Below are 13,550 nucleotides of genomic sequence, written 5' to 3' on the forward strand. Positions count from 1 at the left end.
CCCTCACCCGGCGCTTCGCGCCGACCTCTCCCCGGAGGGGCGAGGTAGAAATCCGAGGAGCAACCATGCCAACCATTTCTCCCGACGTCCTTGCCGCTCTCCGAGCTGCCGACACCCCGACCGTCTGCAACGCGCTCGAACATGTCATGGGCGGCCGCACGGCCGAGGGGTTCACCAAGACGCCGGTCGTCTGCGCCGATCCCAGCCTGCCGCCGGTTGTCGGTTTTGCCCGCACCGCCAAGATCCGCGCATCGTCGCCGGCACAAAAGCCCGCGGCGGAAGTGCGGGCTCTGCGCATGAAATATTACGAGTATGTCGCGGAGGGCGAAGGGCCAAACGTCGTCGTCATCGAGGACACCGATTTTCCCCACGCTATCGGCGGTTTCTGGGGCGAAATGCAGGTGGCGCAGCACAAGGGTCTGGGCATTGCCGGCACGCTGACCAATGGCGTGCTGCGGGATCTCGGCATGCTCGACGAGGGCTATCAGGTGATCGCCGGCTCCGTCGGCCCGAGCCACGCCTTCGTGCATGTGACCGAACTCGACGTGCCGGTCACGGTCTTCGGCATGAATGTCCGGCCTGGCGATCTGGTCCATGCGGATCGGCATGGTGGCGTCGTCATTCCTGCCGAGCATATCGAACGCATGGCCTGGGCCATCGACGTCGTCATGCGCAAGGAAGTGCCCATTCTGACGGCGGCCCGGGCGCCGGGCTTCAATGTTGAGAAGCTGAGGCAGGCTTGGCTGGATGCGGACAAGATCAGCTGACTAAGTAGACCTCATCCTGAGCTTGTCGAAGGACGAGGTCGTGGCAAGGTTTGTGAAACCGAGCTCGTGGTTCGACAGGCTCACTATGAGGTCTCAATCAACAAAAAGGCCCGCTTTCGCGGGCCTTTTCTTTAGTTCGCCTTGGACTGCATGCGGTCCAATCGCAGCTGGGCTGCCCGGCGGTGGCCCTCGAGCCCTTCGCTGGCCGACTGGCGGGCAGCGGGCGGAGCGACCTGCTCGACACCGCGCTCGTCAAGCCACTGATGCGTTGCGATCTTGACGTATGCGCCGACCCAGAGGCCGCCGGTATAGGCGCCGGCGCCCATGGTCGGGAGCGTGTGGTTGGTGCCCGAGCATTTGTCGGAATAAACGACGCTGGCGAGTTCGCCAATGAATAGCGAGCCGTAGTTGCGCAGCTTCAGCGCAAAGGCTTTGCTGTCGGTGGTGTGGACCTGGAGGTGCTCGGCGGCGATCAGGTCGGAATAGCCGATCATCGCATCCTCGCTCTCGCAGACGGTGATCTCGCCGTAGTTGATCCAGGCTTCGCGGGCGGTGTTGGCGGTCGAGAGCGTTTCAAGCTGCTTTTCGACTTCCTTGAGCGTCGCTTCTGCCAGGGCGCGGTCGGTGGTGATGAGACCGACGCGGGTGCGGATATCGTGTTCGGCCTGGGCGAGGAGGTCGGTCGCGATCATCTCGGCATCGCCCGAAGAGTCGGCAACGACGAAGATTTCGGAAGGACCGGCGAGTTGGTCGATGCCGACCGGACCGAACACCTGGCGCTTGGCTTCGTTGACGAAGGCATTGCCGGGGCCGACGATCTTGTTGACGGCCGGAACGCTTTCGGTGCCATAGGCCATGGCGGCGATGGCCTGAGCCCCGCCGATGCGGAAGATGCGGTCGGCGCCGGAAAGGGCGCAGCCGGCGATCATTGCCTTGTGGGCATTGGGCGGCAGGCAGGCGATGACTTCATCGACGCCGGCAACCTTGGCGGGGACGATCGTCATGATCGGCGCAGATAGGAGCGGATAGCGGCCACCGGGAACATAGCAGCCGACGCGCTGGATCGGGATCACGCGGTGACCCATATGGACGCCGGGCAGGGTCTCGACCTCGAGCGGCAGGATAGTGGCCAGCTGTGCCTCGGCAAACTTGCGCACGTTAGCGATGGCGAACTCGGTGTCCTTGCGGGTCTGCGGATCAAGCTCGTCCAGCGCCGCCTGACGTTCTTCGGCGGTGACTTCGAAAACCTCGATATCCGACTTGTCGAACTTGGCCGAGTATTCCCGAACGGCCGCATCGCCATTGGCGCGCACGTTCTTGATGATCTCGCTGACCAGCGTTTCCACCGGAGCGTTGTCGCCGACGGAAGAACGCTCCGGCGCCTTCACATATTCGACGCCTGGGAACGGTGAAACGGCACTCTGTGTCATCAAAATCTGCTCCGAAAATAGCGTTTGGAAGCGCCTCGGCTAACTGAGGGTCAGCCTTTCGCCCATCCAAACCGGTGTCGAATTGATCTTGCATACGTATTCAATATTTGCCAGAGTTTTTTCCAGTTGAGGACGGTTCGATGGTGGTCGGGCCGGCCGGAGGAACCATGCTTTATCCCGATCCCGGTCTGTTGATCGGCACCGAGTTCGCCGCGTGAACCAGTCCGCTCCCATCAAGGCTCATGGTGCGGCCGACGAGCAGCTGCCGCTGCTCTTGCTGCCCGGCACCGCCTGTGACGGCCGGCTGTTTGAGCCGATGCTGGAGCATCTCAATGTGCCGGTGACGATCGTTGGCGACCTCAACGGCGCATCCACCGCCAAGGAGATGGCCGCCAAGCTGCTCGAGCGGGCGCCCGAGCGGTTTTCGCTGCTAGGCTTTTCGCTGGGCGGCATCGTGGCGCTCGAGATGGCGGCGCAGGCAACGCAGCGCGTTGCGCGGCTGGCACTGGTCGACACGACGGCCCGGCCAGTTCCCGCAAACGACATCGACCGGCGGCGCGTGGAAGTTGTCAATGCGGCCGAAACCGGCATGGCCGATTATGTGCGCGGCGGGTGGGACCGTTCGGTTGCGCCCGACAATGTCGGCAACACCCAATTGCTGCAAACCGTCATCGCCATGGCCGAAGACCTCGGCGCCGAGCGTCTCGGGCCGCAGGTCGAGATCGGCATCAGCCGCGCCGACAGCCGGAAGCGGCTGCGCAAGATCGCCGTGCCGACGCTGGTTCTGGCGGGCGAGCACGAGCAGGTCTGCACGCTCGAGGCGCATCGCGAGATTGCCGACGCCATCACCGGCGCACAATTTTACACCATTCCGCAAGCAGGACATTTCGCCCCGCTTGAAAATCCGGCCGCGGTGGCGCGTCATGTGCGCGACTGGCTGGATTGGACCACGATCAACGACATGCCGGCCAAGGCGGCCCAAGGAGCAGTGATGAGCGACGTTACCAGCAACCCCAAGATCAAGGGCAGTTCGGAGGTGGCGCTGGAAGAAAGCGTGCTGCAGGTCGAGCGCCGCGATTATCGCGATATCGCCCCGGACGATCGCCCGCGTTCCCAGTCGCTGGATGGGTTCGACGACATCTATACCGACATCGTCGACTACATCATCCGCTGCACCCACAAAATCTGGGACGAGCGCGACATTGGGCTGATCTACACCCACTACACGCATAACTGCGTGCTTTATGGCACCACCGGCACGATCTACAATCGCGAAGACGTCGTCCGCGACACCATCCAGCGCCTGGTCTCCTTCCCGGAACGCCGTGGCATGGGCACGCAGGTGATCTGGAACGGCAACGACAAGGACGGCTTCTATACCAGCCACCTCGTTACCGGTTCGGGCCGCCACACCCAGTATGGCCACCTCGGCCAGCCGACCTTCAAGCCCTTCGTCTCGCGCACGATCGCGGACTGCATGATCCACCGCAACATGATCTACCGCGAATGGGTCGTGGCCGATCAGATGGCGATCATCAAGCAGTTGGGTCTCGACCCCAACCACTTCGCGGCGCGCACGGCCAAGTCCAAGTTCGACGCTGGCCTCACCTCGCTCGACATCGGTGAAAACCGCCGCTTCCTAGGCCAGACCCGCCCCAATGAAAAGGCCGACACGTCGCTGGCGCACAATGACATCGAAGCCCAGACCATCGAAATGCTGCACGAGGTCTTCACCAAGCGCATGTTCGGCCGCATCGCCCAGGATTACGCGCCCAATGCGCAGTATCATGGTCCGCTGATGAAGGAGCTCTACGGCCAGGCCGCCATCATTCACCAGCATCTGGGCCTGATCGGCTCGCTGCCGGACGCGTCCTATGAAGTCCAGCATGTCGCCTCCAACCCCTGCGAAGAAGGCGGCACCAAGGTCGCCGTGCGCTGGCTGATGGAGGGCCACCACCTCGGCTACGGCATCCTCAACGAATTGGGCGACCCCACCGGCAAGCGCGTCCAGGTCATGGGCATGAGCCACTACCACTGGAAGGACGGCAAGATCGTCGACGAATGGAACGTCTACGACGAGCTTTCCATGCTGGTCCAGGTCAAGCTCGGCCAGCTGGCAGAAGCTGGCCAGGCTTAACTAGAAAGGCGGGCTTCGGCCCGCTTTTTTGTTTCGGGAGAGGGCGACGAACGTGACACTTTTCCGCTCACCACGCTTGAAAAGCGGCAGGTATTCGCCGGGCTAGCCTAGTAATTCGGCCAACATTTTTAAGCATGTCTGCAAGCAGTCTCTGCGGAGCGTCGCTCGCTGTCGATCCGTAACGATCCTGTAAGGTAGTCTCCCTACCACTGCCGTGGTCCGATGGCCGAAGTGGCAAGGTGCTTACGTGATCGACTTTTTCCTGCATGGCCATGATCTGCCGCTGGTGATGCTGGCGGCGGTCGTTTGCCTGGTCTCGTCCTATGCCTGCATCAGCCTGATGCGCCATGCGAAGCGCGCGACGGGCAAGATGCAGCTCGTCTGGGACCTCATCTCCGCCCTCTCCGTAGGCGTGGGCATCTGGGCCACGCACTTTGTTGCCGTGCTCGCTTTCCAGCCTGGTTTTCACTTCGGCTTCGATATGGGGCTGACGACGCTGTCGCTGGCGATTTCCGTTCTGGTTTGCGGCGGCGGTATCGCCATTGCCGTCCATGGCACCAATCGCTTCGATCGGGTCCTTGGCGGCGCCACCATCGGCGTCGGCATTTCGGTAATGCATTATACCGGCATGGCCGCCCTGATGATGCAGGGCGAAATCGTCTGGCAGTCGGGCGTCGTGACCCTTTCGATCATTGCCGGCATCGTCCTTGCGAGCGCGGCTGTTGCCGTCGGTTTTGATGGCAATCGCCGGTGCAGCCTTGCCGGCGCCGGTCTTTTGACAGCAGCCATTTGCGCCATGCATTTCACCGCCATGGCCGCGGCGGATTTTTCGGCGTGCATGGCCCTGGCCGGTGCTGGCGAGATGAATGCTGGGCTCCTGTCCCTGGTGATCGCCCTCACCTCGCTGATGGTTCTGGCCGCAGCTTTCGGCAGTCTGCTGCTGGATGAAGTCGATCGGCGCCACACCATGCGCGAGGCGGTGCGCCAGGCCGCCGACGCGCAACGGCTGGCAGAGGTCAACGATCGGCTCAACCTTGCGCTGACTCATATGGGGCAGGGGCTTGCCCTGTTCGATGGCAATGGCACCCTGTTGCTGCACAACACGCGGCTGCTCGAGCTGCTGGACCTGCCCAAGTCCATCAATGCTGTCGGCGAGACGCTTCCCGCGCTTTTGCGCCGCTCGCTCGAAACGCGCGCGGCATGGATGCTGAGACCGCTTGGACCAAGGCGCAAGAGATCAGCGCGAGCTATGCCGCCATGTCGGAGCAGGGCGGTGGTGACATCGTCCAGCAATTGTCCGATGGCCGCGCCTATCGGGTGCGCAACAACAAGGCCGGTCGCGGCGCCTTCATCGCAACGGTCGAAGATATTTCGGAAAGCCGCCGGGATGCCGCGGCCATCGCCCACATGGCCCACCATGATGCGCTGACCGGCCTGCCCAATCGTGCCCGTTTCGATCTTGCGCTCGACAATGCGCTCGAGGCGGCGCTTGCCAGCGGCGAAAAGCTCGCGGTCGTCGCCATCGACCTCGATCGCTTCAAGGACATCAATGACAGTTTCGGCCACGCGGCTGGCGACCAGGTGCTTCGCGGCCTGGCCGACCGCATCAATGGCACGCTCAAGGATGGCGAACTGGTCGCGCGCCTGGGTGGCGACGAATTTGCAGCGGTCAAGCCGTTCACCACCATGGCGTCTCTGCGCGACTTCCTCGACCGTCTTGAACAGGCAGTGAATGGCCGTATTACGTTCGGCGACAGCATGCTGCTTGTTGGCGGCAGCGTCGGCGTGGCCATCTTCCCCGAGGATGGACGCGACCGTTCCAAGCTCCTCAACAATGCAGACCTGGCGCTCTATCGAGCCAAGGCCGAGATCGACCAGCGCATCTGCTACTATGAGCAGGGCATGGATGAAGCGGCGCGCGAACGCCGTGCCGTGGCCAAGGATCTTTGGACGGCATTGGAGACGGGTGGCTTTCACCTTGCCTACCAGGTGCAGAAATCCGTCACCACCGGCGAAACAACGGGCTACGAGGTGCTCCTGCGCTGGAACCGGCCGGGCCACGGCGCCATGTCGCCCGCTGACTTCATCCCCATTGCCGAAGAATGCGGCGCCATCAGCGCGATCGGCGCCTGGGTGCTGTCGACCGCCTGCCACGAGGCGGCCTCCTGGCCCGAGCCCCACAAGATCGCCGTCAACGTCTCCGGCCTGCAACTCGCCCAGCTCGAACTCGTCGACATGGTCAAGCACGTGCTCGACCAGACCGGGCTTGCGCCGGAAAGATTGGAACTGGAAGTCACCGAGACCGCCATAATCGCCGACCGCAAGCGGGCACTGGTCGTGTTGAACGACATCAAGGCGCTTGGCGTCTCCATCGCCATCGACGATTTTGGCACCGGCTATTCGTCGCTCGACACGCTGCGCTCGTTCCCCTTCGACAAGATCAAGCTCGATCGCTCCTTCATGCCAGAGGTCGAGCACGACGAGCAGGCCAAGGCCATCATTCGAGCGATCCTCGCCTTGGGCAAAAGCCTCTCGGTTCCCGTCCTGGCCGAAGGGGTCGAGACCCCGGCGCAGCTCGACGTGCTTCGGGCAGAAGGCTGCACGGAGGCGCAGGGCTTCCTGCTTGGCCGCCCCGGATCGATCGACTGGAGCGCGCTTAAGCTTTCAGCCTAGTTCGGCCAGCGCCGGTCGCAGCATGCCATTATGCGTCGTCAGCAGTGTTTCCGCCTGCTGCGGCGAAGCGCCGGCGGCAATGAGGATTGCGGGCTTGACCGCACCGTGACTGGCTTCGAGAGCCTGGATGGCTCTTGTCTCGTCCACTCCGGCAGCGGCCATGACGATCCCGCGGGCGCGGCCGCGAAGCTTTTCGTTGTCGGCGATGACGTTGACCATCATGCCGTCATGCACATGGCCCAGCTCCATCGCCATCAGCGTCGAGAGCATGTTGAGAGCGATCTTTTGCGCAGTGCCCGCGCCCATGCGTGTCGAGCCAGCGATGACTTCCGGTGGCGTCGGCAGGCAGATCGAGACATCGACATGATCGAAAAGGGCGGCGCCGGCATTGTTGGCCAGCCCGACTGTCCTTGCTCCGGCTGATCGCGCAGTCTGTGCGGCTGCGATCGGGTAGGGCGTGTGGCCGCTCGCGGTCAGCGAGATGAGGCAATCCTTCGAACTGGGCTGGATTGTCGTGACAGCAGCGATCGCCGCGTCCGCATCGTCCTCCGGGCCACCGCGAATATCCTGCAGCGCATCCATGCCGCCAGCGAGCAAGACGACGACCTGCTGGCGATCGATGCCATACGTGCCGGGAAGTTCGAGGGCGTCCGCAAGCGCCATCAATCCGGAACTACCGGCAGCGGCGTAGATCAGCCGGCCGCCGTCCCGAATGGTCTGGGCGGCAGCCTTTGCGCCGCGTGCTATGTCGGGGATCGCCGATTGCACGGCTTCCGCCGCGGCACTTTGGCCGGCTGCAAGCAGTTGCAAGACCTCTTCGCCGGGGCGCAAGTCGAGCCCACGGGCATCGGTGTGCAACTGTTCGGTCTGCCTGCTGGTCATGGTGCCTCCGTGACCAGCGATAATGCCAAAAAAATACCACTTGTCTACGGCGTCAGCGCTACGCAGCTTTGGCGTCCAAGAATTTACCCATGTGCACAGCAATGTTCAGCCCACTTGGAGAAAACGCTTAACAGGGCTTGGTGAATGGTATTTTATTGGTATCATAGACTAAGCAGTGCCGCATTGGGTCCGGCGGGGAGGGCAAGTGGAACAGATCGGCGGTATTTTCGGCGATGGTCCCGTTGTCCTGCCAGTTGGCGGACCGCTTTATCTGCAGCTGAAGCGCTGGATCGAGGATGCCATAAACCGTGGCACGATCAACCCCGGCGATGCGCTCCCCTCCGAACGCGACCTTGCGATGCGGGCCGATGTGTCCCGCGTGACCGTGCGCAAGGCTGTACAGCATCTGGTGCAGGACGGCATTCTGGTGCAGCGCCATGGGTCGGGCACCTTCGTCGCGCCGCAGACACAGCGTGTCGAGCAGTCCCTGTCGCAGCTGACCTCGTTCACCGAAGATATGGCGCGGCGTGGCATGGCCGTGCGGGCGGAGTGGCTCGATCGCGGGCTCTATCTGCCGTCGCCGGAAGAAACCATGATCCTGGGACTAAGCGGAGGGGAACAGGTGGCGCGAGTCTCCGCCTGCGCCTCACTGGCGACATGCCGCTGGCTATCGAACGCGCCAGCCTTGCGGCCACCATATTGCCGCAGCCGACCAGCATCGGCGACTCGCTTTATAAGCACCTCGAACGCTTCGGCTCGCGCCCTGTGCGCGCCATCCAGCGCATTCGCGCCGCCAATATCGGCGAAGCCGACGCGCATCTTTTGCAGGTCGCGACAGGCTCGGCCGGCCTTCACATCGAGCGGGTTTCCTATCTCTCGACCGGCCGCGTCATCGAATTCACCCGCTCCATCTACCGGGGCGATACCTATGATTTCGTCGCCGAGCTCAGGCTTGGCGACGGCACGACCGGAGCTCAACAGCCATGACCGACACCACCTTCATGCGTCAGGAAGTGGACCAGATCCCGGGCGTGGTCAGGACTTTTCTCGATGCCTCCGGATCGGTGCTCGAGAATGCGGCGGCCCGACTGCGCCATGAAGATCCGGCCATGGTCATCACCGTCGCCCGTGGCTCCTCGGATCACGCGTCGGCTTACCTGAAATACGCCATCGAGCTGACCTTGGGTCTGCCCGTCGCGTCGGTCGGCCCCTCGATCGCTTCGATCTACGGGCGTGATCTCAAGCTCGACCGCGCGGTGGCCATTGCCGTGTCGCAGTCCGGCAAGAGCCCCGATATCGTCGGCATGGCGCAGTCAGCCAAGCGCTCCGGCGCCACCACCATCGCCATCACCAATACCCCCGCTTCACCCTTGGCAGAAGCGAGCGACTTCACCATCGACCTCCATGCCGGCGTCGAAAAAAGCGTTGCCGCCACCAAAACCTTCGTCACCTCGGTCGTCGCGGGCCTGGCGCTCCTGGCGCGCTGGAGCGGCGACGGGGAGCTCAAGGCCGCTGTCGATGCACTGCCGGAAAGCCTCGCCAAGGCTGTCGCCTGTGACTGGTCCGAGATGATCGACGCACTGGACGGTCACTCGGCGCTTTATGTTTTGGGCCGTGGCCCGGGCTTTGCCATTGCCAACGAAGCGGCGCTTAAATTCAAGGAAACCTGCGGCATCCAGGGCGAGTCTTATAGCGCGGCCGAAGTGATGCATGGCCCGGTGTCCATCGTCACAAAGGGTTACCCGGTGCTTGGGCTCGCGGCGCGCGATGCGGCCGAAGCCTCGGTTGCCGACATGGCGCATAAGCTGGCTGGGCAGGGTGCTCGTGCCTTCCTCACCAGCGAACGGCCTGGGGCCGCAACGCGCCTCCCATTCGCCGCAACCGGTCATCCGATCACTGATCCCCTGTCGCTGATCGTGTCCTTTTACGGTTTCGTCGAGGCGCTGGCCCGTCATCGCGGCCTCAATCCCGACCAACCACCGATGCTGCGCAAGGTGACGGAAACGGTATGAGCGATCTCCGCGCCATCACTGGAGCCCGAATCTTTGACGGCTGGGACTGGCACGAAGATGCCGCCTTGCTGATTGAAATGGGCCACGTGGCGGCGATCGTTGCGCGTGACGCTATTCCAGCCAATGCCGAAATCTTGGTGCTCGATGGCGGCATGGTCGTGCCCGGCTTCATCGATCTTCAGGTCAATGGCGGCGGCGGTGTCCTGTTCAACAATGCGCCGACGCTCGAAAGCATCCGCACCATCTGCGCTGCGCACGCCCAGTTCGGTACCACGGCGCTTCTGCCAACGCTGATCACCGATACTGTAGAAATCAACCAAGCCGCTATCGCTGCCGGCATCGCAGCAGCCGAGGCGAAGGTTCCCGGCTTCATCGGACTCCATCTTGAAGGGCCGCACCTGTCGCTTGCGCGCAAGGGAACCCACGATCCGGCACTGATCCGGCCGATGGACAACGCAGACCTTGAGCGCTTAATTTCGGCGGCGTCTTCGTTGCCGAACCTGCTCTGCACCGTGGCCGCCGAAACCGTCAGACCGGAGCAGATCAAGGCCCTGGTGAATGCGGGCATCGTCGTCAGCATCGGCCATTCCGATGCCGGCTTCGACACGGCCAACGCCGCTTTTGATAACGGTGCCACAATGGCAACCCATTTGTTCAACGCCATGAGCCAGCTCGGCAATCGCGAACCCGGCGTTGTTGGTGCCGTGATAGAACGTCCCGAGGCCTTTGCAGGGCTCATTGCCGACGGCATTCATGTTCACGCCGCCGCAATCAAAGCGGCTTTGCGCGCAAAAAATGGCCCTGGCCGCATCTTTCTCGTTACCGACGCCATGTCGCAGACGGGTACCGATCTCGCCAGCTTCGAACTGAACGGTCGCACCATTACCCGTGCTGACGGCGCCTTGCGCCTAGCCGACGGCACTCTGGCCGGCGCCGACCTCGACATGATCGATGCCGTCAATTTCATGATCACCGAAGTCGGGCTGATCCCAGACGAGGCTTTCCGAATGGCGGCGCTTTATCCTGCGCACGCCATGGGCCTGGACGACACCTACGGGCATCTCCGCAGTTCGGCTGTAGCCAGCTTCGTGCATCTTGATGACCGATATCAGGTCAACGCCACTTGGGTTTGCGGCGAAAAAGTCTGGCCGTAACCGCCAGCAACGGGTCCTCCGCTCGCATTTGCACCACATCTCTGCCACGAAGTTACATGGCTTCGAACTGGCCGCGAGCTGTTCATCCGCCCGTTATACTGCGTATCTTAGCAGTTTCTTTAAACTTCTTAACAGGACGTTACGATCTGTGTGCTGAATCTGCAACAAGCGCTCTGCAAGCAGATTGTGACCGGGCCAAAACAGCATTGCCGCGATTGCGTCCAAGTTTTCCATGCGTAGAGTGGGTCTTGCGAATCCATGCATGGGATCGTTTGTCGGTCGCAACGCGACGGCAACACACTGCACCACGATAGTGTGGTCGCGTTTCGACAAACTGCTGGGCAACCAGCGCAAAAATGACTGACTTTGGAGGTCACCTAATGAAACTCAAGAGCCTTATGCTTGGTTCTATCGCCGCTGCTGGTCTCTCGACCGCCGGTTATGCTGCCGATCTCGGCGTTCTGACTTCGCTCGACGTTTGCGACTCGCTCGGCATCTCGGGCCTGACCATTTCGTCTTCCGACAACTGCCTCGTCATCACCGGCGGCGTCAGCTACGAATTCGGCTACGGCGAATTCCGTGACGAATCTCCGGTTGCTGCAACCATCGACCCCCGCCAGGTTGCCATCGGTGGCGTCGGCGAAGACTGGGATAGCCGCGTCATTTCCTGGCTGAAGGCTGTTGGTTCCTCCTCCAGCGACTTCGGTCGTGCTTCAGCCACCATCACCCTCAAGAGCGACTACCGCTTCCGCACCCGCGGTGGTGTTGACCTCGATGGCGACGGCCCGGGCACTGCTATCGGCACCACCCAGACGCTTGCTGAAGACGGCCAGTTCTTTGCCGACGAAGCCTTTGTCCAGGTCGGCGACACCACCACCATTATGGCTGGTAAGAAGGGCTCGATTGCCAACCTCGGCGACGACGCTCCGTTCAGCTACCTCGGCCTCTTCAACTCCTCGTCGCTCGACGGCGGTGGTGTTGGTATTGACGCCGACACCGACTACCTCGGCGGCCACGTGATCCAGGTCGTTTCCAGCGTTGCTGATGGCATCAGCGTCGGCGTTGGTTTCGAAGCCCTTCAGCTCGGCGAAGATTTCGACGATGCTTACGACGAAGACTCTGCTGGCACTCTGGTCGGTGTTGTGTCCTACTCTGGTGAAGGCGTAACGGCCCACCTCACCGGTGCTGCTTTTGAAGTCTTGAGTGGTGACGTCGACTCTTGGTTGATCCACGCTGGCGCAACCGGCACCTTCGACGCGTTTAAGGTTCGTGCTGCCGTTTCGTACTTCAACAACTCGCTTATCGGTGTAGATACCAAGCACATCGGCGCTGACATTTTGAATGCTCTGGTGTCGGGCGAAGCAACGTTTGACCTGTTCACCATCGCATTGAGCGGCGAAATCCAGAACGTGACCGACGGTCCCGCTGCTGACTTCACAGATTACGGTGTTGGTGGCTCGGTCGGCGTTGGTATCACCGAAGGCGTTTCGATCAACCTTGGTGCACGCTACTTCCAGGACGGCCTTGCCGACGAGGATACCTACCAGGTTGCCGCTCAGGTTGTTGCTGCTGTCACCGAAACCATCAAGGTTACCGGTGAAATCGGCGGCTACTTCGGTGAAGCTATCGAAAACAATCCTGACTTCAGCGACGACAACATCTACTACGGTGCTGCCGAACTCGGCTGGACCCCGGGTGGTTCGTTCACCTCGTCGCTCCGCGGCGAAGTCAACAGCGAAGATGCCTACAAGGTCACCTTCAAGGCTGCCAAGGAATTCAAGTAATCCTCTGATTACTCTTGAATTGGAAAGGCCCGGCTCTGCCGGGCCTTTTCTTTGCGCGGTTGGCGAAAGCGAGAACATGGGGTCGTCGGCACATCCGGCATTTTGCTTTTTCGCGTGAGGCAAATCATTTAACCTCTGGCAAGTTGCGGCTTTCCAGTGGATTCGGGATGATCAAGGACCTCCTTTTCTGGGTGGCGCCCGGCGCGCTGACAGTGATCGGCACGACCGGCGTTGCGCTGGCGATGGCCAGTCCGGTCATGGTGGCAGACCTCACCGCAAAGGGCAGGGCACAGCTTGATGCTTCGGACGCGAGCTGGGCGGAAGTCGCTGCAACCGGTCGCGACCTGTTTTTGACTGGTAGCACGGATAGTGAGCAGAAGCGCAGCGCCGCCGAACGCGTGTTGGCAGCACTTCCTGGGACGGGCACGGTCGACAACCGCATCTTCCTTGCAGCAGCTGAAACCCCGTTTCGACTTAAAGCGATAGTTGAAGATGGCGTCATAACCCTTCGTGGAAGTGTGCCGAACCAAGTGGTACTTGAGGATCTCACCCATCGCGTCGAGGTGGCCAACCTCGCAGTGCACGCGGGATATCCAGACCTTCAACACTGGAGGGAGGGCGTCGACTTCGCGATCGCCCGTGCGGCCGAGATGGAAAGCGGAGAGATCGAGCTTTCCGATTTGACCTGACCATCCACGGCCGAGCCAAGTC

General features: G+C 62.0%; 10 protein-coding genes and 1 pseudogene. 9 read left to right on the forward strand and 2 right to left on the reverse strand.

All coding sequences use genetic code 11. The features are described 5' to 3' along the window. Positions 1-65 precede the first annotated feature (65 nt). On the forward strand, positions 66-767 hold the full coding sequence (locus G5575_RS16445; protein WP_164535269.1) for an RraA family protein: 702 nt from the start codon (positions 66-68) through the stop codon (positions 765-767). Between the two features lie 131 nt (positions 768-898). Here G5575_RS16445 and hisD read toward each other — a convergent pair whose 3' ends face one another. Beyond that, positions 899-2,197 (reverse strand): histidinol dehydrogenase, encoded by a 1,299-nt coding sequence (gene hisD, locus G5575_RS16450; RefSeq protein WP_164535270.1) that lies wholly within the window; start codon positions 2,195-2,197, stop codon positions 899-901. Between the two features lie 214 nt (positions 2,198-2,411). Between hisD and G5575_RS16460 the strand changes: the two genes are divergently transcribed. The 3 genes from G5575_RS16460 (at position 2,412) to G5575_RS20755 (ending at position 7,007) form a co-directional block, all read left to right on the forward strand. Further along, positions 2,412-4,334 (forward strand): alpha/beta fold hydrolase, encoded by a 1,923-nt coding sequence (locus tag G5575_RS16460; protein ID WP_328766406.1) that lies wholly within the window; start codon positions 2,412-2,414, stop codon positions 4,332-4,334. A 247-nt stretch (positions 4,335-4,581) separates the two neighbouring features. Beyond that, positions 4,582-5,763: an MHYT domain-containing protein gene (locus G5575_RS21935; protein WP_207633210.1), complete on the forward strand. Its 1,182-nt coding sequence runs from the start codon at positions 4,582-4,584 to the stop codon at positions 5,761-5,763. Continuing rightward, positions 5,742-7,007 carry a putative bifunctional diguanylate cyclase/phosphodiesterase gene (locus tag G5575_RS20755; protein ID WP_328766486.1) on the forward strand — a complete coding sequence of 422 codons (1,266 nt, stop codon included), beginning with the start codon at positions 5,742-5,744 and terminating at the stop codon, positions 7,005-7,007. The genes G5575_RS21935 and G5575_RS20755 overlap by 22 nt, the downstream gene beginning before the upstream one ends. On the opposite strand, the gene G5575_RS16470 is transcribed toward G5575_RS20755, so the two are convergent. Beyond that, positions 6,999-7,889, reverse strand: a complete 891-nt coding sequence (locus G5575_RS16470) for an N-acetylmuramic acid 6-phosphate etherase (RefSeq protein ID WP_164535271.1) — start codon at positions 7,887-7,889, stop codon at positions 6,999-7,001. The genes G5575_RS20755 and G5575_RS16470 overlap by 9 nt on opposite strands. A gap of 316 nt (positions 7,890-8,205) precedes the next feature. Between G5575_RS16470 and G5575_RS16475 the strand changes: the two are divergent. The 5 genes and pseudogenes from G5575_RS16475 to G5575_RS16495 all read left to right on the forward strand — a co-directional run bounded on the left by G5575_RS16475 (position 8,206) and on the right by G5575_RS16495 (position 13,528). Beyond that, positions 8,206-8,876: pseudogene (locus G5575_RS16475) on the forward strand (GntR family transcriptional regulator). Beyond that, a complete protein-coding gene (locus tag G5575_RS16480) occupies positions 8,873-9,901 on the forward strand; it encodes an SIS domain-containing protein (protein WP_164535272.1) in 1,029 nt (342 codons plus the stop codon). Before G5575_RS16475 ends, G5575_RS16480 begins: the two are co-directional and overlap by 4 nt. Continuing rightward, positions 9,898-11,055, forward strand: coding sequence for an N-acetylglucosamine-6-phosphate deacetylase (gene nagA, locus G5575_RS16485; RefSeq protein WP_164535273.1), 1,158 nt, complete (start codon positions 9,898-9,900; stop codon positions 11,053-11,055). The genes G5575_RS16480 and nagA overlap by 4 nt, the downstream gene beginning before the upstream one ends. A 380-nt stretch (positions 11,056-11,435) precedes the next feature. Continuing rightward, on the forward strand, positions 11,436-12,839 hold the full coding sequence (locus tag G5575_RS16490) for a hypothetical protein (protein WP_164535274.1): 1,404 nt from the start codon (positions 11,436-11,438) through the stop codon (positions 12,837-12,839). A gap of 167 nt (positions 12,840-13,006) precedes the next feature. Then, positions 13,007-13,528 (forward strand): BON domain-containing protein, encoded by a 522-nt coding sequence (locus G5575_RS16495; protein WP_164535275.1) that lies wholly within the window; start codon positions 13,007-13,009, stop codon positions 13,526-13,528. Positions 13,529-13,550 lie beyond the last annotated feature (22 nt).

It is taken from the genome of Devosia aurantiaca, from assembly GCF_011058215.1.
Taxonomy (GTDB): domain Bacteria; phylum Pseudomonadota; class Alphaproteobacteria; order Rhizobiales; family Devosiaceae; genus Devosia; species Devosia aurantiaca.